Origin of the sequence: Clostridium sp. DL-VIII (assembly GCF_000230835.1) — a bacterium.
GTDB lineage: Bacteria > Bacillota > Clostridia > Clostridiales > Clostridiaceae > Clostridium.
Genome location: NZ_CM001240.1, coordinates 5798281 through 5818016, shown reverse-complemented (window position 1 = coordinate 5818016; position 19736 = coordinate 5798281). Strand labels below are relative to the sequence as shown.

The 19736-nt window shown below is 28.5% G+C and carries 19 protein-coding genes and 4 pseudogenes; 18 read left to right on the top strand and 5 right to left on the bottom strand.

The window, feature by feature from the left end:
* Positions 1-104: 104 nt before the first annotated feature.
* On the top strand, positions 105-242 hold the full coding sequence (locus CDLVIII_RS31650) for a CPC_1213 family protein (RefSeq protein ID WP_009172556.1): 138 nt from the start codon (positions 105-107) through the stop codon (positions 240-242).
* Positions 243-633: 391 nt separating this feature from the next.
* A pseudogene (locus CDLVIII_RS26415) lies at positions 634-1305 on the top strand (serine protein kinase); the annotation flags it as partial.
* A 321-nt stretch (positions 1306-1626) separates the two neighbouring features.
* Here the strand turns inward: CDLVIII_RS26415 and CDLVIII_RS26410 are convergent.
* The 4 genes from CDLVIII_RS26410 to CDLVIII_RS26395 all read right to left on the bottom strand — a co-directional run bounded on the left by CDLVIII_RS26410 (position 1627) and on the right by CDLVIII_RS26395 (position 3710).
* Entirely contained in the window at positions 1627-1971 is a 345-nt protein-coding gene (locus tag CDLVIII_RS26410; protein WP_009172554.1) for a hypothetical protein, read from the bottom strand.
* A gap of 190 nt (positions 1972-2161) precedes the next feature.
* A complete protein-coding gene (locus tag CDLVIII_RS26405; protein WP_035301936.1) occupies positions 2162-2362 on the bottom strand; it encodes a hypothetical protein in 201 nt (66 codons plus the stop codon).
* 172 nt (positions 2363-2534) lie between these two features.
* Positions 2535-2903, bottom strand: coding sequence for a hypothetical protein (locus CDLVIII_RS26400; RefSeq protein WP_050816295.1), 369 nt, complete (start codon positions 2901-2903; stop codon positions 2535-2537).
* Positions 2904-3287: 384 nt separating this feature from the next.
* Positions 3288-3710 (bottom strand): hypothetical protein, encoded by a 423-nt coding sequence (locus CDLVIII_RS26395; RefSeq protein WP_186005529.1) that lies wholly within the window; start codon positions 3708-3710, stop codon positions 3288-3290.
* A 1104-nt stretch (positions 3711-4814) separates the two neighbouring features.
* Between CDLVIII_RS26395 and CDLVIII_RS26385 the strand changes: the two genes are divergently transcribed.
* From CDLVIII_RS26385 to CDLVIII_RS26375, 4 genes are all read left to right on the top strand, one after another.
* Complete coding sequence (locus CDLVIII_RS26385) at positions 4815-6116, top strand: tetratricopeptide repeat protein (RefSeq protein WP_009172552.1); 1302 nt, start codon at positions 4815-4817, stop codon at positions 6114-6116.
* An 85-nt stretch (positions 6117-6201) separates the two neighbouring features.
* The gene (locus tag CDLVIII_RS31645; protein ID WP_009172551.1) at positions 6202-6354 is read left to right on the top strand and encodes a hypothetical protein; all 153 of its coding nucleotides are present in this window, start codon (positions 6202-6204) and stop codon (positions 6352-6354) included.
* A gap of 193 nt (positions 6355-6547) precedes the next feature.
* The gene (locus CDLVIII_RS26380) at positions 6548-6688 is read left to right on the top strand and encodes an aspartyl-phosphate phosphatase Spo0E family protein (RefSeq protein ID WP_009172550.1); all 141 of its coding nucleotides are present in this window, start codon (positions 6548-6550) and stop codon (positions 6686-6688) included.
* A 69-nt stretch (positions 6689-6757) separates the two neighbouring features.
* On the top strand, positions 6758-6961 hold the full coding sequence (locus CDLVIII_RS26375; protein WP_009172549.1) for a hypothetical protein: 204 nt from the start codon (positions 6758-6760) through the stop codon (positions 6959-6961).
* Between the two features lie 166 nt (positions 6962-7127).
* On the opposite strand, the pseudogene CDLVIII_RS26370 reads toward CDLVIII_RS26375, so the two are convergent.
* A pseudogene (locus CDLVIII_RS26370) lies at positions 7128-8367 on the bottom strand (site-specific integrase).
* Positions 8368-9265: 898 nt separating this feature from the next.
* Between CDLVIII_RS26370 and CDLVIII_RS30930 the strand changes: the two are divergent.
* The 12 genes and pseudogenes from CDLVIII_RS30930 (at position 9266) to CDLVIII_RS26335 (ending at position 19626) form a co-directional block, all read left to right on the top strand.
* Positions 9266-9382 (top strand): transposase, encoded by a 117-nt coding sequence (locus CDLVIII_RS30930; RefSeq protein WP_144005394.1) that lies wholly within the window; start codon positions 9266-9268, stop codon positions 9380-9382.
* A 408-nt stretch (positions 9383-9790) separates the two neighbouring features.
* The gene (locus tag CDLVIII_RS26365) at positions 9791-10144 is read left to right on the top strand and encodes an IS3 family transposase (RefSeq protein ID WP_050816294.1); all 354 of its coding nucleotides are present in this window, start codon (positions 9791-9793) and stop codon (positions 10142-10144) included.
* 378 nt (positions 10145-10522) lie between these two features.
* A complete protein-coding gene (locus CDLVIII_RS32690) occupies positions 10523-10651 on the top strand; it encodes a hypothetical protein (protein ID WP_278245884.1) in 129 nt (42 codons plus the stop codon).
* A 217-nt stretch (positions 10652-10868) separates the two neighbouring features.
* Positions 10869-10925: pseudogene (locus tag CDLVIII_RS32390) on the top strand (hypothetical protein); the annotation flags it as partial.
* A gap of 39 nt (positions 10926-10964) precedes the next feature.
* Complete coding sequence (locus CDLVIII_RS32385) at positions 10965-11378, top strand: reverse transcriptase domain-containing protein (protein ID WP_242835806.1); 414 nt, start codon at positions 10965-10967, stop codon at positions 11376-11378.
* A gap of 45 nt (positions 11379-11423) precedes the next feature.
* Positions 11424-11660: a hypothetical protein gene (locus CDLVIII_RS32380; protein ID WP_242835805.1), complete on the top strand. Its 237-nt coding sequence runs from the start codon at positions 11424-11426 to the stop codon at positions 11658-11660.
* A gap of 316 nt (positions 11661-11976) precedes the next feature.
* Positions 11977-13224 carry a group II intron reverse transcriptase/maturase gene (ltrA, locus tag CDLVIII_RS26355; RefSeq protein ID WP_009172547.1) on the top strand — a complete coding sequence of 416 codons (1248 nt, stop codon included), beginning with the start codon at positions 11977-11979 and terminating at the stop codon, positions 13222-13224.
* Positions 13225-13289: 65 nt separating this feature from the next.
* On the top strand, positions 13290-13751 hold the full coding sequence (locus CDLVIII_RS26350) for a group II intron maturase-specific domain-containing protein (RefSeq protein WP_242835804.1): 462 nt from the start codon (positions 13290-13292) through the stop codon (positions 13749-13751).
* A 253-nt stretch (positions 13752-14004) separates the two neighbouring features.
* Positions 14005-14270, top strand: a pseudogene (locus CDLVIII_RS32375) (IS3 family transposase); the annotation flags it as partial.
* A 211-nt stretch (positions 14271-14481) separates the two neighbouring features.
* Positions 14482-16008: a response regulator gene (locus CDLVIII_RS26345; protein WP_009172546.1), complete on the top strand. Its 1527-nt coding sequence runs from the start codon at positions 14482-14484 to the stop codon at positions 16006-16008.
* Positions 16001-17731, top strand: coding sequence for a sensor histidine kinase (locus CDLVIII_RS26340; RefSeq protein WP_009172545.1), 1731 nt, complete (start codon positions 16001-16003; stop codon positions 17729-17731). Before CDLVIII_RS26345 ends, CDLVIII_RS26340 begins: the two co-directional genes overlap by 8 nt.
* Before the next feature lie 218 nt (positions 17732-17949).
* Entirely contained in the window at positions 17950-19626 is a 1677-nt protein-coding gene (locus tag CDLVIII_RS26335) for an extracellular solute-binding protein (RefSeq protein WP_009172544.1), read from the top strand.
* Positions 19627-19736 lie beyond the last annotated feature (110 nt).

The following is a 19736-nucleotide window of genomic DNA, read 5'->3' as shown; positions in this document are numbered from 1 at the left end:
TTTAGATAGCTGATAAAGTCAACATAAAGAAGCTATAAATATGGTTATTTATAGATAGTATATAAGTTCATATTAAGATTTATAGGATTAGGAGTGTGATATAAATGGATAATGGTATGAAAAGAAAACATACAAATAAGCATAAAACATTAAATCATAATCCACAAGCTGAAAGTGTAAAAGCAGTTTTTGGGGAACCTAAGGCTAAAGATTCTGAATTCATTCCAAAAACTTTTGATTAAAATGATAATGGTATAAGTAAACTTATTATTAATAAAATCATTTTTTGTATAGTCCTATGCAGTGTGCATAGGACTTTTTGCGTTTAATAAGTTTCTTATATAATATTTAAGGTAATAAATAAGAAATAATAATTGGTTTGTTTTTAGTAGTCATCTATCGTGTACATAGACTATACGACAAAAAATTAACATTTGCATGCAATGCTTGAAATAAAATTATAATACAAATAAAGTGCTCAATGAAATAGATGCTGTAGATGTAAGAATATTCTATAGTTATTATTATTATACATATATATTTGATGCAATAAAAAGGAAGTATTTAAAAAAAGTAGTCATAATGACTCCGATTAAGTGAATATATTTTAGGTATAAAGGAGGAGGAGTGTTTATGAGTATGAACTTTAAAGAATTTATAGAAACAGATAGAGAAAAGTATAGCACCCAAAAGTTTGAAGGAAGTTTTCTCGATTATTTAGATATTGTTAAAGAAAATCCAGAAGTAGTTAAACTTGCTCATAAAAGGATTTATGACATGATTGTAAGCAAGGGAGTAGAAGAATTAAAAGCTGATGAAAATCCTAAAATTCGAAAAATCTACGGAAATGATTTAATAAGAAAATATGGATTTTTTAAGGATGATTTTTATGGTATTGATAAAGTTATAATGAAATTAGTTAGTTACTTTAAATCTGCAGCAATGAAAGGGGAAGAGTCAAGACAAGTTTTATATCTTGTAGGACCAGTTGGTGCTGGTAAGTCTTCAATAGTTGAAAGCTTAAAGTCTGCATTAGAAGAGTGTGAATCAGTATATTCATTAAAAGGCTGTCCAATGCATGAAGAACCCCTTCATCTTCTTCCAAAGCATTTGAGACCAAAATTTCAAGAAATGCTTGGAGTACAAATTGAAGGGGATTTATGCCCTATATGCAAATATAAACTTACCCATGAACTCAATGGTGTATATGAAGACTTTCCAGTTGAAAGAACAGAATTTTCTATTAGGTCACGAAAGGGAGTAGGAGTAGTACCACCAGTTGATCCTAATAATCAAGATACTTCTTAATTTACTATTTAGGTACTAATTATACAATTATATAAATGAGGGATACTCGGATTATAACATAGAATGATTATAATTCGAGTATTTTTATTATGTGCTTTAGCGTGAAAAAACCATCTGCTAAGCGTAACACCAACAACTTAGCATAATTGTAATTTTTTTTATTAACTCTAACAATAATTTATATTGTTAGAAAATTTGCACTACTCTATTAAGCAAAGAAAAGAATCAAAATTTTTTCTTTGCTTAATATTTAAATTTATAATATTTAAAAACTTGATTTCAAATTAAGACTATACTTATTTGATAGATTCTTAATCATTACGTTTGAAGGTTTTTCAGGACGACTTCAGAAATGTATTTTAACATCTCTGCAATTAGTTTTATATATTCATTACCCCGTATTGTATCATTTACTGTCATCATTATTTTTATTAACTTTTCTTTTAAAAGTCCTATTGAATTATTTTTATTTATATTCTTATTATTTTTATAATTCTTATTATGCATCACTTGTTTTTTATAAAGTATTTCTTTTAGCTTAGAATTAACTAAATGTAATGCATATTGCAAAATATTATATATGAACATTTGTGCAAAAAAATCTTGATAAACAAAACTAGGGAGAAATCCTGCAAATGATTCTATTTTAATTTTATTTTTCAAAGTATTATAAGATATTTCAATGCCCTATATTCTTCCATATAATTGCGAAATATCGTTAGTATTAAATTCTTCTTATAACAAATTTGTCAATAACACTTCATATGTTTTATCACTAATTTTTACCTTAACCATTCTTAATGTAATGCTTTTTTAGGTTTTATTCTAGAACAAAACTCTGGATATTTTCTTTTTAATTTACTAAGTCATCATCATTACTAAAGAAAAATTGTTCTTGTTTATAATCAGTTTTTTTGATTCTAACAACAAATTTAATATTATTATTTTCTAAGAAATCAAAGAGTTCTATAGATGGGTAATTACGATCTAACATAACTAGTATTTTTTTATAATCAATAATTTGTTTTAACTTTAAAATATTTTCTTTTGCCATTTCAATTTAACTTGTTTTATAAGGTTTAATTGAAATATCAACAAAAAAATCATTTTCTAAATAATGCATACCTGATGCAGTAGCTCGTGCTGTATTTTGCGTTCTCCCATTAGCACTTCTTCCAAAGTAATCGCTATTAATTTTAGTATTCGGAATTTCAAAATCAGTACCATCAATTGCAAAAAATTAGATATCCTTTAAATTTCTTTACTTCATTTTTGCAACAGTTATAAAAGTTTGAAATATAATAAGCGTTTAAAACTTTAAACATTTCTGGATTTAACTTTCTTCTTTGCTTTAAGTAAGCTTCTTTTGTTATATTTACTTCATTTAGACCTTTTTGAAATATAAAATATTTTCTTAATTCAAAATCAGTATTTAATCCTTGTTTATTCAAAGAATATAATAATATATCAGATAATGGCATAAGTCTTTTTCTTTGAAAAATATTAGGATTATTTCCTCTACTAATAGTCTTCATTTCTTCAGAAAAAATTAATTTATATGAAGTATCTAGTCTTTTTACAAAAGTATTAACCATAATCATATGCCTCCTTAAAATAAAATTAGGATATGCATGATTGTTACTTTTATTATAATTCGTTTCAAAAGGAATTTACTATTAATTTCTTAAATTGTTGGTGTTACGTTTTGCGGGTGGTACTGACTGTATTTAAAATAATGTATAAATCATACAATTTAGCTTGAAATTGAGTCTTAATGTACTAAAATAAGTGCCATATTATTTTAAAAATGATAGACTTTATCACTTATATATTTATGCTCCCACAGTCTAATTTAAATCTAGTAGTAACGCATCAATGCTTTTAAATTGCTTTGCTCGTGCATCACCTAAATATCTTCTGATTAAAGTTACACCAGTTTTTCCATCTTTGGTCCAGGTGTCTCTGCTTTTTGAGTATGATCATTCTAGAATAAATGCAATTTGAATTCCTATATCACTTAAGTCTAGCATTTTTGTAGTAATAGCAGTATCAGCAAATGCTTTCCTTAGGATCGATAGCCTATATAGTTTCATCACCCCAGAGTATAAAATTGGGTCTAAAGTGTGCGATATCTGCCTCATATATTGGTATAGGAATACTGTAGCCTTTAGATGTGCTTGGCTATACCATATGTTATCGGTTTTATCAAGTGCTTCAGCAACTTCAAATTCAAATAGATTCATATCATTATATTCAGTATATATAGAATTAATATATTTATGAACTTTATAACGTAATTCTTTTGACTCTACAACATCACAGGTATTAGGATTTACGAAATTATCAATTGCAGGTTCAAGTAACGTAATAGCAGGACTTCCCCACTGAACTTTTTCTAACATTTTAGAAGAAGTTTTAACTTCATGGGTGAATATGTTCCCATAATGGTTAACAATTCGAGAATCTATTCGTTGTAATCTCGACGACACAAAATCTCAAACTATAATGCTACCACTGGAATCTCTTTTTTCTTCTTTTTTAATGAAATATGTTCGCCTTTAGCAACATCATATACGCGTGTTTTAATACTGCCTTCAGCAGTACATTCAGATGGATCAAGGAGTCTAATGTATTTTAGTATTATATTACTATTATTTTCAGGCTTACCTCTTAGTAAATATACTATAGGTATTTCGTGTAGAGCATTTGCAGGAACTTCTCTGATACTAGGAACATTTATTTTACTACTAAGATTTATAACTTCATGTCCCTCTAGTTCCAGTTCTTCTTATCAGATTTGTGAATTGTTTTTGTGACAGTCAAACAGATATATCAATTTATAATAATTATTCATGGGATCAACTAGTTTATAGATTTTGTAATTCCATTGATCCAAATATACCGATTGAACCAACTACAGATAACTAAAAAGGTTACATAGTTACGAACTATTTACCGCCAGATTCATCAAATTATGATGGTGTTAATAAAATGTGTCTTGAAGTATTTTCTAGGGGTTACGTGTTACGTGAGGGCAATAATAAAGGTATGTGGATTGAGACTCAATTCTTACCATTAAGTAAATGTAATGAGTTAAAAAATACGTTAGGATCATGGTTTTTTGATACCAAAAAATAGTTATTTTATAGAGGAGTTATTGAATAGTAATCTCCAATAATGTAGTATACTTATATATAGAAATATATGTTAAATATTGAATTATATTTAAATGATGTTTTGTTAATTTACTCCATAGATATTTTCTAGCAATACGAATAATGAATTTAGTATGAAACAAGTTTTTAAAAAATAAATAATAAACTCTGCAATGTTAGACAACCAAATCAAGTCATTGCAGAGTATAAAGAGAACTAACAACTGAATGCTAGCAATGTAATTGTATTACATTTATGTAATAATGTCTACGATATAAAATAAAATTACATGATGTGTAAATTTTTCGTTTAGTTTTTAGCATCTCTGTAAAGAGAGAGGGGAAAACATAAATGTTTGATAATGAAATTCTATCACCTAATGAAAGAATAAAGAAATACAGAATAAATATACTTGGGGCAACTCAAGAGGAAATTTCACAAGGCATATGTACAACAACTTGGCTAAGCAAAATTGAAAATAATAAACGGAATCTAACAGTAGGCTTAGCTATAGGAATTGCTGAAAATTTTAATAAAATTGTGAAAAAGAAAGGAATAAATCTATCATTAATTACGCCAGAGGAACTTATGCAAGATGAATATCAACAAGCAAATCATATTTTGACTAATATTATTAATGAATTAAGAGAAATTAAAGAAATATATATATTTGACGAAAAGTTATTGAAAGCTGAAGAATTAATTGAAAATTATAACATTATGGATAATAATAAGATAGAGTTGTATAAATTATCTGCTGATTTTTACTATTATAAACATAGTTATGCTAAAAGTGATTATATGTGTGATATTGGATTAAAGATAAGTATTAATTCTCAAAATAGTTTCGAGGAAGTGACTTTTTATATATATAAATCCAGAAATAATATATTTACTGAGAATTACGGTAAAGCATTACAACAATTAGATTACGCAGAAAAACTAAATAATCTCATAATGGAAGATAAACTTTCTATAATGATACTGTATTATAAGTCAACTACATATAAAAAACTAGGTGAGTATGATAGCTCTTTAGAATATTTTAAAAGACTAAAGCAATTTGAAATTAATGATTGTAGCATGTTATTAAAAGTGAAAATGAATCATGCTAATTGTTTGAATGATTATCATAAGTTTGACGAAGCAGAAAAAGAATACAAGGAAGCACTAAATATAGCTATGAAATATGATGATAAAAACATTATATCTATGATTTATAGAAATTTATCTGAATTATACGTTAATAAAAAAAATTACAAGTCAGCTTTAATGTATATCAAAGAATCTTTGGAGTATAATCAAAATAATGAAGACCGTGGAGAATATCTATATTTTGCAAGCAAAATACTTCAAAAATTACATGAAGAGTTTGAAACGTATCTTTTACAGGCGTTAGAGATATGTGAACAAAAAGATAGAGAGAAATTAAATTTAATTGAAAAAATAATTTATGAGTTGGTGCTTATTTATATAAAAAAAGATGATAAAGAAAATTTAATGCTAATAGTAGATAGAGCAAAAGAATTAAATATAGATTATTCTTTAATTTATTCAGAGATTGGAGAATATTATAGAAGTCGAAATGAAGAAAAAAGTATATATTTTTATAAAAAATCAAGAGAAAAAATGAAAAATATTAAAAAAATTTAGAAAATATCGCAATTTATATTATTATACGACAATGTTAAACCAAGTGTTTGTCGGATTGATTCAACTTTTGAAGGGGGTGAATTTTGTGAAAAAAATTGTACTAGCAGTAATAGCAATGTCAATGTTATTAACAAATGTTGCATTTGCTTCAACAAAAACTACACATACTAAAAATAACACAGTGTCTAGCATGACACAAAACAATATGTATCATTTAGACACATACGATGCGCAGTAATAATAAGGTAAGTAACAAAAAAATACTACAAAGTTTAATGTAAAAAATGGAAAAAGTTTAACTGAATTCAAGTGGATTTGGTTAAACTTTTTTAAATTTGTGAAAAATTAAATATATCTATATAATTGACCTCGGAACAAGCATTTAAGAAAAATAAGGAGATAATATACGGGGAAAAATGAGGGAATTAAAATTGAAAAATGATGAAGATTTATCTAAGTTTGACCAAGCTATGGAAAAAGCTAGAGCAAATCTACATAAATCAATTGAAATATATGGACTGAGTTCTAACGAGGTGATAATTGCCAGTAAAAATTTAGATATATATATATAAACATGAGTATGAAAAAAGAACAATTCAATACAGATAATTAATAATATTTTATATAAAGGTGGGGCTTGGATGGTAATTAGAGAATCAATCGAAATATATCGCGAAGATACTTTAATTGAAGAGTTTAAAAAGGAAATTGAATTATTAAAAAGTGCTGGGTATAAAGTATTTGAGCAAACTAACGATTACGTACGTTTTTTACAATCTACTACGGTAGTCGATTCAAATTTACTTCATAATAAAAAATTACAAGTAAAAAATTATAAGCAATAATTAAACTATTTACTGTTTTACTAGTATTTTGTCGGAGCTAATTTTTTATTTTATAAGAATTAATAAAAGGGGACACTTTGCAAATATGAGGGGGAATTTAGATAATATTAAATCAATATTGAAATGTGCGTAAACCAAGTAAATATCACATGTAGAAAAACGTAAATCAATATAGATGAACATAGTTGAATATACTTAACGTATCCCGCTGAGAGTACCAATGCACAAGAGAGAATGGCTTAACCGCAAGGGTTAAGCCATTTATAATTTCTAAAAATGGTCTTATTTGGGGATTATATTTGAATATATTATCAAGCAATGAAGCAGTGTTATTTTTCATGTCATTCATTATGTGTGTATATGTGTCTACTGTTTCTGTTATGCTTTTATGACCAAGTCTTTCAGAGACTACTTTTATATTTTCACCATTAAATATTAATAATGTAGCGTGAGTATGTCTAAGAGCATGAAATGTTATTTGTTTTAATTGTCTATAGTTATTTATATTTTTATCTGGGTTAGATTTATTAAATTCTTCTAAAGATAATTTATATTTAGATACTGCACCAGAAAAATTCATTGATAAATTACAAGGATTACACAAAGTTCCATCTCTACTTAAAACTATAAAGTCGGTATCAGTACAATCACATTTGATCGATTTTAGATAATTAGTTAATATATTTGGCAAGCTTATGGTTCTGTAGCTTGTTGGAGTTTTTAATTTATCTGTAAAAATTAAAGTATTATTTACTCTATCATTTACAACTTGATGTTTTACAGTTAAATATCCAGTATTAAAATTAATATCGCACCATCTTAATCCGGTTAATAATTCTATAAAAATAGGAGTATAAATGTAAGTATCTTTAATTTCATTTAAGAAAAAATCAAGTTCATCTTTGTTCCAAAATTCAATTTTAGGTTTTTCAACTGAAACCAGTGGGTAGATTATATATTAATTTATTCTTTTTTGCATACTTAAGACAATTACTTAATGTCTCCATTATTTTTTTAGCACTAGAAGGTTTCTGTCCTTCATTTATAAGGCTATTATAAAAATCTTGAACAATCATATTAGTAATTTTATTCAGCTTGTAATGACCTAATTTGGGTATTATATGAGTATCTGTTCTAGATTTATAATTAGTTCTTGTATTAAGAGATATTGTGTTAATTTTATACTCTTTAAACCATTTATTTATAAAGTCTTTTAACAATATATTGGATTCAGTTGGAGAAATATATTCTTTATTTTTTTGACTCAAAGTTTCTATAACCCATTTTTCAGCTTCTTTTTTATTTTTAAAACCTTGTTTTCGTGTCTTTATTTGCCTTCCATTATCATATCCTAGACTTATGATTGCTTTCAAACTATATTTTGATAGTTGTTCATAACTAGCCATTTTATCAGCTACTTTTATTTACAGTTATATTTTGTAATTAAAATAGCTTTTTAGTAATTCTTCATACACTATATTATATATTGCATTATAATAATAGTAAAATATAATGCTGGGAGAAAGTGAATTTAGATAAGCAAGTCATTTTAAGTTAAATATTTCTAAAATTTAGAAGTACCTGGAGTCGTGGATTTGAATTTTAATGCATTTTATAGCCTCTTCGGAGGCTTTATTTTATGCGGTTTTAAGATTTATTTATTTTATTTCATCATGTAACATTTTAAAAAAATTTATCTGTGTTGTGTTACAGTTGCGTTATTTGTTTGACTAGCAAATTAAGAAGCAATTTGATTTACTAGTTAAGTACAAATTACATATACTGTAAAACTACTGTGTCTGCATTGTAAAATAGAGTAGTTACATAATAGTGTGGAGGCTGATTACGATTCGCCTCCACCATGAAATATGTTAAAATTTGGTAATTGTATTTGTACACTAATATTTACAAAAAAGTATAAAATATCTCCTACTAAGAGTAATAATAATTTTTGGCAATTACTTTGTAGTGTTTAAATAGATTACACTCTAAACAGAGAGTTCCAGCAGCTTTATTTGCATATAGAGCTATATATTAATATGATTAATCTCATATCATAGTATGATAGAATTTAAATTTTATAAACTATTGGATTGTTTTAGTTAATATTTATTCGAATACTATGTGAATGCATGTTATTTTGCATGAATTAGAGTATATTAATTTGATTATAAATGAAATAAGCGCAAATGATAATTACATTTCCTATTTAACAATACAGTGGAAGGTTATGGGTTAAATTACAGGTAAGGAAATTGAACTGGAAGTAGTAAAATAAAGTAGACACCAAGATAAGATAAAAATATGAAAAGGAGTTATGACAAACAATTTAAAATAGCAGCGGTTAAATTAGTTATGGAAGATAATACGTCTGTTACTGACGTGGCGGAAGCATTATTAATTCCTTATGCCGTCAGATAAGTGAATACGAGGAATACGGAGAGAGTGGATGAGACTGCACTCTATTCATGTCAGCATAAAATAAAGAAGCTGAAACAAGAAAATAACGGGTCAAAGAAAGAATTAGAACTATTAAAAAAATACCAAGCCTTCTTGAAGCGAAAGAACAAATAAGATTTCAATATCTAAAAGAAAACCAAGAAAAATATAACATCAAGAAGGCATATAAAACATTAAATGTATATAGAGCTGGATATTATAAATATCTAAATCATAAACCTTCAAACGGAGATATAGAAAATGAAGTATTAGGCAAAGGGATAAAACAAATTTTCGAGAAATACAAAGGTAAATATGGTTTAATAAAGAATAGCCAAAGTTTTAGATCAAAAAGGAATTCATATTAATAGAAAGGGAATATCCCGCTTAATGAGAAATATGAAGCTTTTCCCTAGAGGATGTCGTTATCGTTATAAAAATTACAATCAGAAAGTTAATGCAGTTGAAAGACCAAATTTACTAAATCAAGTGTTTGAATCTAGTGGGCACAATAAGATATGGGTTGGTGATATTACCTATATTTCAGCCAGAAAAGGCACTTTGTATCTTGCGGTATTTATTATATATTCCCGAAAAGTTGTTGGATGGTCTATGAACAATAAGATGAAAGATATTCTTGTAATGGATGCATTTATGCAAGTATACGGAAAAGAACGCCCTGAAAAAGGTTTAATTGTACTACATACAGATCAAGGATCTCAAGTGCGACAAGAAGTCGCGTAATACATTGTCGTTAGACTACCCCATCCATTCTGGGTAACTCTATTGTGACTATCGTAAAGGGTAACTTTTGGGTTAGAAAGCTCACGAGACAATGTGGAAGTTCGAGTAGCCTAAGCTGGTACAACTGCTAGAGTAAGAATGCTATGGAGAACGTAAAGTGAATCATTGTAGGAATCGTTACGCTGGAGAAAGCGAAATAGGCTGAAACGCTTTGAACAAAATGGTAAGGAGTCGAGCAAAGGCCAACTGTTAAACCAATGCGAATGGATAAAGAACTCCCGGTTTAAAGATGACTCTTAAGGCATTTACAATTATGCATTACATTGAACTTGGTAAACTCTATATGTTTCTCCGCCGAGAGGTATTTAACCGTAAGGGGTGAAAAGACATAGGGCAGAAGAAAAGGATAAAAAGCGGATGCTGGCTGATTTTGTAATGGAAACAGATAAAGGTTCAAAATTTGCATTAACTCGAAAGAGTGCCGACTTATCCTATGGTATTTCTTAGCAGGAAAGGATTATATATTTATGAATTTTAGTAATTCAACGACGGATAAAACCGAGAGAGTAAAAGACACGAAATCACTTAAATTTCAATGGGAAACAATTGACTGGACGTAAGTTGAATTCGATGTTAATAGACTACAAACCCGAATCGCTAAGGCACAAAAAATGGGGACAATAATAAATCCAAAAGATTACAATACTTATTAACGCACTCTTTTTCAGCTAAGGCTTATGCTGTAAGAAAAGTAACAACAAATAAAGGAAAGAATACATCTGGAGTAGACAAAAAACTATGGTCTACCTCTGCCTCAAAGATGAAAGCTGCGCTTTCACTTACTGACAAAAACTATAAATCAAAACCTTTAAAACGAGTATATATCGAAAAGAAAGGTAAGAAACAGAAACGTCCATTAGGTATACCAACAATGTATGATAGAGCAATGCAAACATTATATGCATTAGCGCTTGAGCCAATTGCAGAAACAAAAGGTTATTCCATTTCCTTTGGATTCCGCCGTGGACGAAGTGCAAAAGATGCCTGTGAGCAGATATTTTGTGTATTAGCCAGAAAATGTTCTCAAACATGGATACTTGAAGGTGATATTAAAGGTTGTTTTGATAATATTAACCATGAATGGTTACAAAACAATATACCAATGGATAAAACTATTATGAAACAGTTCCTAAAATCGGGATATATATATGAAGAAAAGCTGTTTTCAACGTAAACAGGCTCGCCACAAGGCGGTGCAATCTCAAGTATATATGGAAATATGACATTAGATGGACTTGAAAAAGTGATTCAAGACAAATATCATAGAAATTCAAAAGGTAAAATAGAAAATCACTACAGAGCCAAAACTAAAGTGAACTTGATTCGTTATGCTGATGACTGTGCGCCAAGAATGTGTAGATATGTTATACAGAAGATGATGGAAGGCTCATCGAAATTGCTGTACAGGCAGAGGTTTCAAACCACCTTAAGCTGCTTCAGTAAAAAGTTAAGGTAGTGAGCGTTAAGGAAAAGGCAAAACAAGATTTTGTCAGGTATGTACTATGGAGATGAACAAAAGTGAATCATTGATAAAGTGTCGAAAGCATAGGAATGTCATCAAAACCAAGGGGGAGTCGTTAACTTGGGAACCTACGACCTGATGTTAAGAAAGAAATTCAAGTGGAAATCCCATAAGAATGAGAGTACCAATGCAGGTATAGGGGCGGAACAACTTGTAGTAGCGATGAAGCTTTTGTAATAAAAGTGGAGTGAAGAAGATTGTATTATCTAGTTTTAAGAATTTAGTTAACCAATGAAATGGGAGGAACTATATGAATGAAACAAAGTCGTTTAAAATAAACAAACAGGCAGTATGGGATGCTTATAAGAAAGTGAAAGCAAATAAAGGTTCTGCAGGAGTGGATAATATAACTATAGAAGAAGTTGAAGAAAATCTTAAAAATAATCTATATAAGTTATGGAATAGATTATCTTCAGGAAGTTATTTTCCACCTCCGGTAAGGGCGGTAGAAATTCCTAAGAAAAATGGAGGAATTCGAATATTAGGAGTTCCAACAGTGGAAGATATAATTGCGCAGATGGTTGTAAGAATGTATTTTGAACTAAGTGTAGATAAAATTTTTCATGAAGATTCATATGGATATAGACCGAATAAAAGTGCAATAGGAGCAATTAAAGTAATAAGAGAAAGATGTTGGAGATATGATTGGGTTTTAGAATTTGACATCAAAGGATTGTTTGATAATATAGACCATGAATTATTAATGAAAGCAGTGAAAATGCATACTGATGAAAAATGGATACTTTTATATATAGAAAGATGGTTAAAGGCTCCATTTAAAATGAAAGATGGAACTATTGTAGAAAGAAAATCCGGAACCCCACAAGGCGATGTAATAAGTCCAGTTTTAGCAAACTTATTTTTGCATTATGCTTTTGATAGATGGATGGAAATAAATTTTCCACAAAATCCATGGGCAAGATATGCAGATGATGCAGTTGCACATTGTAGAACCAAAGCACAAGCAGAAATTCTACTAAAGAAACTAAATCAAAGATTTAAAGAATGTGGTTTAGAACTGCATCCAGATAAAACTAAAATAGTATATTGCAAAGATGATTTTAGAAAGCAAAACCAAGAAAATACAACTTTTGATTTCTTAGGATCTAATTTTAGACCAAGAAGGTCTAAAAGTAGAACTGGAAAACACTTTATAAATTTTTCACCAGCAGTCAGCAATAAAGCGTGTAAAGTTATGAGACAAACAATAAGAAATTGTAGAATACAACTAAAATCTGATAAAGAAATATTAGATATATCTAACATGTTCAATCCTATAATAAGAGGTTGGATAAACTATTACGGAAGCTTTTATAAATCAGAACTATATAAAGTTTTAAGACATATTAATAAAGCGTTAGTCCAATGGGCCAAAAGAAAATATAAAAAGCTAGCTAGAGGAAGGACAAAAGCCGAAAACTGGCTAGGAAGAATAGCAAGGAATATCCCAAAATTATTTGCGCACTGGCAAATGGGAATTTTACCAACGACTAGATAATGGGAGCCGGATGAGCTGAGAGGTTCAAGTCCGGTTCTGAGAAGAGCCTAAAGGTGAGGTTCCTTTTGGCTACTTACCTTGTTATTACTGCAAACTCAAAAGAAACTGCTGAAGAACTTAAAACTACGGTTAGTCAATTCCTCCAATCAAGAGGTCTAGTACTATCAGAAGAAAAGACTGCAATTACACATATCGATAAAGGGTTTGACTTTCTTGGCTGGACATTTAATAAATACAGCGGGAAATTAATAGTGAAACCTTCTAAAAGTTCTATTAAAAACATAATTAGGATATGCTCAACAATAATCCTTAAGGATGGCAAAGTTAGCACCCAATCTGACTTAATAAGAAGTCTTAATCAAGTCATAAAAGGCTGGACAAATTACCACAAACATGTTGTTACTAGCAAAGCCTTTTCAAATATTAACAACACCCTTTATCATTTACTACAGCAATGGGCAAAACATAGACACCCAAATAAGAACAAATGGTGGAGATTAAATAAATACTGGAATGAAAAAGGTTGAAAAAGATGGCTTTTCAAGACGGATGAGTACATTCTAATTAATCTGAGACGGATTAAAATCGCCAGACATCCAAAATTGCAGATTACAAAAACACCTTTCATAGATAATGACTATTTTGACAAAAGAAAGATAAAACTGCATACATTTGTTGCTGCCTGAAATGGCGAAGAAATGCTTGAGCCGTATGAGCGGGAAACTCTCACGTACGGTTCTTAGATGAGGGAAAGGGAGCAATCCATTTTTCTTAATCGATTTTACAGGCGGAAGATTCCAGACATTGTTGAAAAGGTATAGATGTTATTCATAGTGAAAGTAGAAAAGGAAATCCTTATAACAATGCGGTAATGGAATCATTTTATAGAACAATAAAGAGAGAACTCATTCAAGATGCTCATTGTGAGTCGCATGAACAAGCTCAAAAGGAAATCTTTAAATACATTGAAATTTATTATAACACTAAAAGAATGCATTCTTCATTGGGATATCTCTCCATCACAATTTGAAGAATTGAATTCATAAAAATTGCTTAACTTTGTGTCTACAAAACATTGACAATTCCAACAGATTTTTTAGATAGAAAGTGGACAAGAAAAAAAATATATGTTACATTAACAGTATAGATTAAACGATTACTGAAAGGTTTTGCTGTATAATATAAATAATGTATGATAGTTATGTACATAAGACAGATAGTTTATTAAAATTTTAAAAGACATATTGGAGTGGAGCTATGTTGAAAATTTTAATTGTGGACGATGAATTTATTGAGAGAGATGGAATTCTATTTCTAATTAATAAATTTTCTTTTAATTTTAGTATAAAAGAGTGTAATGACGGGGAAGAAGCACTAAAGTATTTAAAAGAAAATTCAGTTGATATTTTGTTTACTGATGTAAAAATGCCATTTATGGATGGACTTGAATTATCAAAAAATGCTAAGATAATATATCCAAATCTAAAAATAATAATTTTTAGTGGTTTTGGGGAATTTGAGTATGCAAAGAAGGCAATAAGTCTTGGAGCAAGTGATTATATCTTAAAACCAATAAACCAAATAGAATTTAAAAAGACAATGGAAAACGTTATTAAAGAAGTGAAACGAGAAAAGAAAGAAAAACAAAAAAGAGAAATAAGAAGTTTTACTGAAAAGGAACATGTTCTCTTAAAGATAATAAGCGGAACATCTATAGAAGATCTTAGAGAAAGATTTTCTTTGGATACTCATATAGATTTTATAAATAGGTATAAGAGAATGATTTTAATGGAATTTGATAATGATTTTTTTCATAATCATCAAGAATTTATAAAAGAAATTGAAAATAATATGCAAATTAAAACAGATTATCTAAATTTGAATCCACAACAAAGTATATTTTTTGTGTTGGATTCTATAAATGAAGCTATTTTGAAAAATATTTGTATGAAAATACACAATAAAATATTAGACCAATATGGAGTTGATTCATATTTCGCTATTAGTAATTTACTTACATCACCAGGTATGATTTCTGAGGAATTTTCTAATGTAGAATATATTATGGAACAACGTTTTTTTATATCAAATAAATATATTTTTTCTAAAGATTTAGAGGAAACATTAGAATCTACAGATGAAAAGTTTGATAATACTATGCTTAAGAATATTGAATATGATATAAAAGTTAAAGATTTCTATAGTTTAAGAAAACATGTTGACTTTCTAATAAAAAAATTTTCAGCAAAAAATGTTTTTTCTCAAATATATGTAAAATTTATTCTCTCAAGTATATATCAAAATATATATAAAGAAATGCGGAAGGTAAGTGGAATGGATTTAAATAGAAAAATAGATAAGATTTATTCCTGCAGAACAATACAGGAGATTAATGATGTATTGAACAATATTATAAACAGTATGGAAAAACGATTTTCTAAGGAAGGTATTAATGATAGACATGAGATAGAATTGGTAAAATCATATGTTTATGAAAATTATGGTAAAGATCTGTCTTTAGAAATATTGGCGGAATATGTATATATGACTCCTAGTTATCTCAGCAGTATATTTAAAAAGGAAACAGGAATAGGAATTAATAGTTTTATAAAAAATTATCGTATGGAAAAAGCAAAGGATATGTTAGAAAACACAAATATAAAAATTAAAGCGATTGGTAATATTGTAGGGTATAGTAATATATCTTATTTTTGTCAAAGTTTTAAAGAATTCTATGGATTAACACCTGAAAAACATAGACAAAGAGATGATGCCAATGAATAAATTAAAAAGATTTTTTTTAAACTTAAAATTTCGACATAAAATAATTTTAACTTATTTTTTAGTCAGTATTATTCCAATTACCATTTTAGGCGCATTTTGTTATGAACAAACTAGATATTTACTCTTAAATCAAGAAAAAGAGAATTTAAAAGAATCTTTTTCAGAAGCAGTTGCAGGAATCGAAAACTCGGCCAATGTGTATAATAATTTGGTAGATTACACCACATTTAATCCAATGGTATTAGATGTAATTAATTATAATTATAAGAGTTATTATGAAATGTATGATAAATTTCATAATATATTAGATCCATATATTGATATGTTAAGGTCCCTTCATAATGAGATACAGCAGATAACTGTTTATACTAGTAACAATATAGTAAAGCATTCAGACTATATAATTCCTATGGAAACCATTAAAGATACTAGCTGGTATCAAGAGGTATCAGGTAAATATCAACCACGTTGGTTTGTTACTGATAAAAAAAATGTTTTTGCAGCAGTTCAATTTATTAATAAAGATTATAATGATATAGAAAATATTCTCTATGTGAAAATAAATTTTGAAAGTTTTTTTAAATCTTTATATAATATTTCGAATTCTAATTGTGGAGTCTATGTTATAGATAAAAACAATGAAGTCATATTTGAAAATAGAAATTATGATGGTAAAATTGATTATTTATTGCCAAGTACTGAATTAAATAAAGCAAATGGAGATAGTATAACTTATAACAACACAAAATATATTTTAATAAAAACTGATATAAAAAATATAGGATGGACTGTTTACCTTTATAAACCTGTACACTTAATTGTTGAATCATCTAAAAATATTATTTATACTGTACTATCTATGGTTGGAATTTGCCTTTTTATACTTTTATTTGTAGGTTATTGGCTTTCATATATGATAGTAAATCGTATTGAAAAATTAACTAAGAACATGAAAGAAATGGATATGAATCATTTGGAAGTTACAGTAGAAAGCAATTCAGAAGATGAAATTGGTATTTTAATTAATAGTTTTGATAAACTTATTGTAAAGATAAAGACTCTTATACAAGAAGTGTATAAAAGTGAAATCTCTAAAAGAAAATATGAGATGAAAGCATTACAAGCTCAAATAAACCCACATTTTCTTTACAATAGTCTATCGTTAATTAATTGGAGAGCAATTAGATCAGGAGAAGATGAAATTAGCCAAATGGCTCAATTATTATCAACATTTTATCGTACGTCCTTAAATAAAGGGAGCAATGTAATAACAGTTGAGAATGAACTAAGCAATACAGAAGCTTATATTAAGATTCAAGCTATGATGCATAATTATAGTTTTGATGTAAATTTTGATGTTGATAACAATGTTAAAGAGTATTATATGATTAATCTACTACTTCAGCCTTTAGTTGAAAATGCAATATGTCATGGTATTGATCAAAAAAGAAACCATAAAGGAAAGCTGATGGTGTCTGCAAAACAAGAAGGAAAAGATATTATATTTAAAGTAGAAGATAATGGAATTGGAATGGAACCTGAAATTTGCAAAAAAATTCTTACTACTAAAACAAAAGGATATGGAGTAAAAAATGTCTATGATAGAATCAAACTTACTTATGGAGAAAATTGTGAACTAAATTATATAAGTGTACCAAATGAAAAAACTGTTGTTATAATGCGCATTCCAGCAGAAAGAGATAAAGATAAATTTAATGAATAACTGTAAATTGGCTGTTTTAAAATAGAAATGTGATTTCTATTTAGGACAGCTTATTTTTATGTATATGTTTTCATATTCATAAGAAATTTGTATAAATCTAAAATCTTTGGTATATACGCATAACTAAATAAATTTTATAATTACAATATAAATTAGTTAACCAAAAGCTATTTATAGTTAATATATTACTTATTCATAAAATTAGGAGGTTTAGGGGTATGTTAAAAAGAAATCTAATGAAAACTATGAAAAGGATAACATCTATTGGAATGGCTACTGTTATATTAGCTGTGTTTTTTGCAGGATGTGGAAAGGGAACAGATACAGCGACAACAGAAGCAAAAGATAAATCACAAGCAGCAACTACACCATATGGAAAATATGATAAATTAGTAACCTATACCATAGGCAAAAACACACCGGGAAGTCCACGATTTCCACAGGGGGATAGCTATGAAAATAACGCATATACAAGATATCTAAAAGACGTATTAAATGTTCAAAATCAAGATGCATTTGAAGCAGCTAATGGAGATGCTTATGATCAAAAAGTATCTATGTCAGTTGCAACTGGTGACATTCCGGATATTATGAAAGTCGATGCAACAACATTAAAACAATTAGTAGATGGTGATATGATAGCGGATTTAACTGATGTTTACAAAAATTGTGCTACGGATAAAATTAAACAAATGTATGATTCATATAATGGAAGAGCATTAGAAAGTGCTACATTTGATGGAAAACTTATGGCACTGCCATCTACTCAATGTGCAAATGTGCCTACAATGCTTTGGGTTAGACAAGACTGGATGGATAAGCTTGGTTTACAAGCACCTAAATCAATGGATGATGTGGAAAATATTTTACAACAGTTTGTGACAAAAGATCCAGGCAATAACGGAGCAGGAAAAACAATTGGTCTTGCAGCATCATCTAATATTGGAGGAATCTATGGCGCACTCTTCCAACTAGATAATGTTTTAAGTATTTATAATGCATTTCCAGGACAATGGATTAAGGAAGATGGAAAAGTAGTATATGGGTCTACAACTAATAACATGAAAAAGGGATTGGAAAAGGTTTCAGAAATGTTTAAAAAAGGTTTAATTGATCCACAAATGGCAGTAAGACAAGGTGATGATGTTACCTCACTTATTGTTAACGGACAAGCTGGAGCATTCTTTGGACCATGGTGGTCAGCTGATTATCCATTAAATGATGCTAAGAAGTTAAATCCAAATGCACAATGGGTTCCTTATATAATACCAACAAATGCAGATGGATCTTATACAACTTATACACAAAATCCAGCAAGTGACTTTTATGTTGTTAAAAAAGGATTTGAACATCCAGAACTATTAGTAAAAATAGCAAGTGTTATTAATGACAAGATGGTATATGAGGATTATGGAAAGCAAGAACTTATGGATTATATAAAGCAAGGCGTTGATTCAGGTGTAAGACCAGTGGGTATTCTTATTAATGATTATAATGCAACAATTGATATGTATAAAAATATTGATTTAGCACTTAAAGGAGAAAAAGATCCAGAATCTTTAGGGGCTGATAAAGGAAATTATGAAAAATGTAAGGATTACTTAGCTAATCCAAATTCTCCAAGTGCTGATGCATGGAGTGGTTATACTTCAAGAATGATTGCTCCAAAACTAATGAGTGAGACCAAGATAAATGAAGTTAATCCAGTATTTTTCGGTCAGACAAAGACTATGAAATTAAAATGGACGAATTTAAGGAAGTTACAAGATCAAGCTTTCTTAAAAATAGCAACAGGTGAAGCTTCAATAGACTCTTTCGATGACTTTATTTCAACTTGGAAGAGTACGGGTGGAGATGAAATTACAAAAGAAGTTGAAGAGGCTATAAAAAAATAAATACTAATTTGACAGTTTGGGTGCAAATAGTATTTGCATCCAACTTAGGCATTATCAAAAAAATAACAAGTCAATCCACCTGCCTATTTGAACTTGTTATTTTCTTTCAT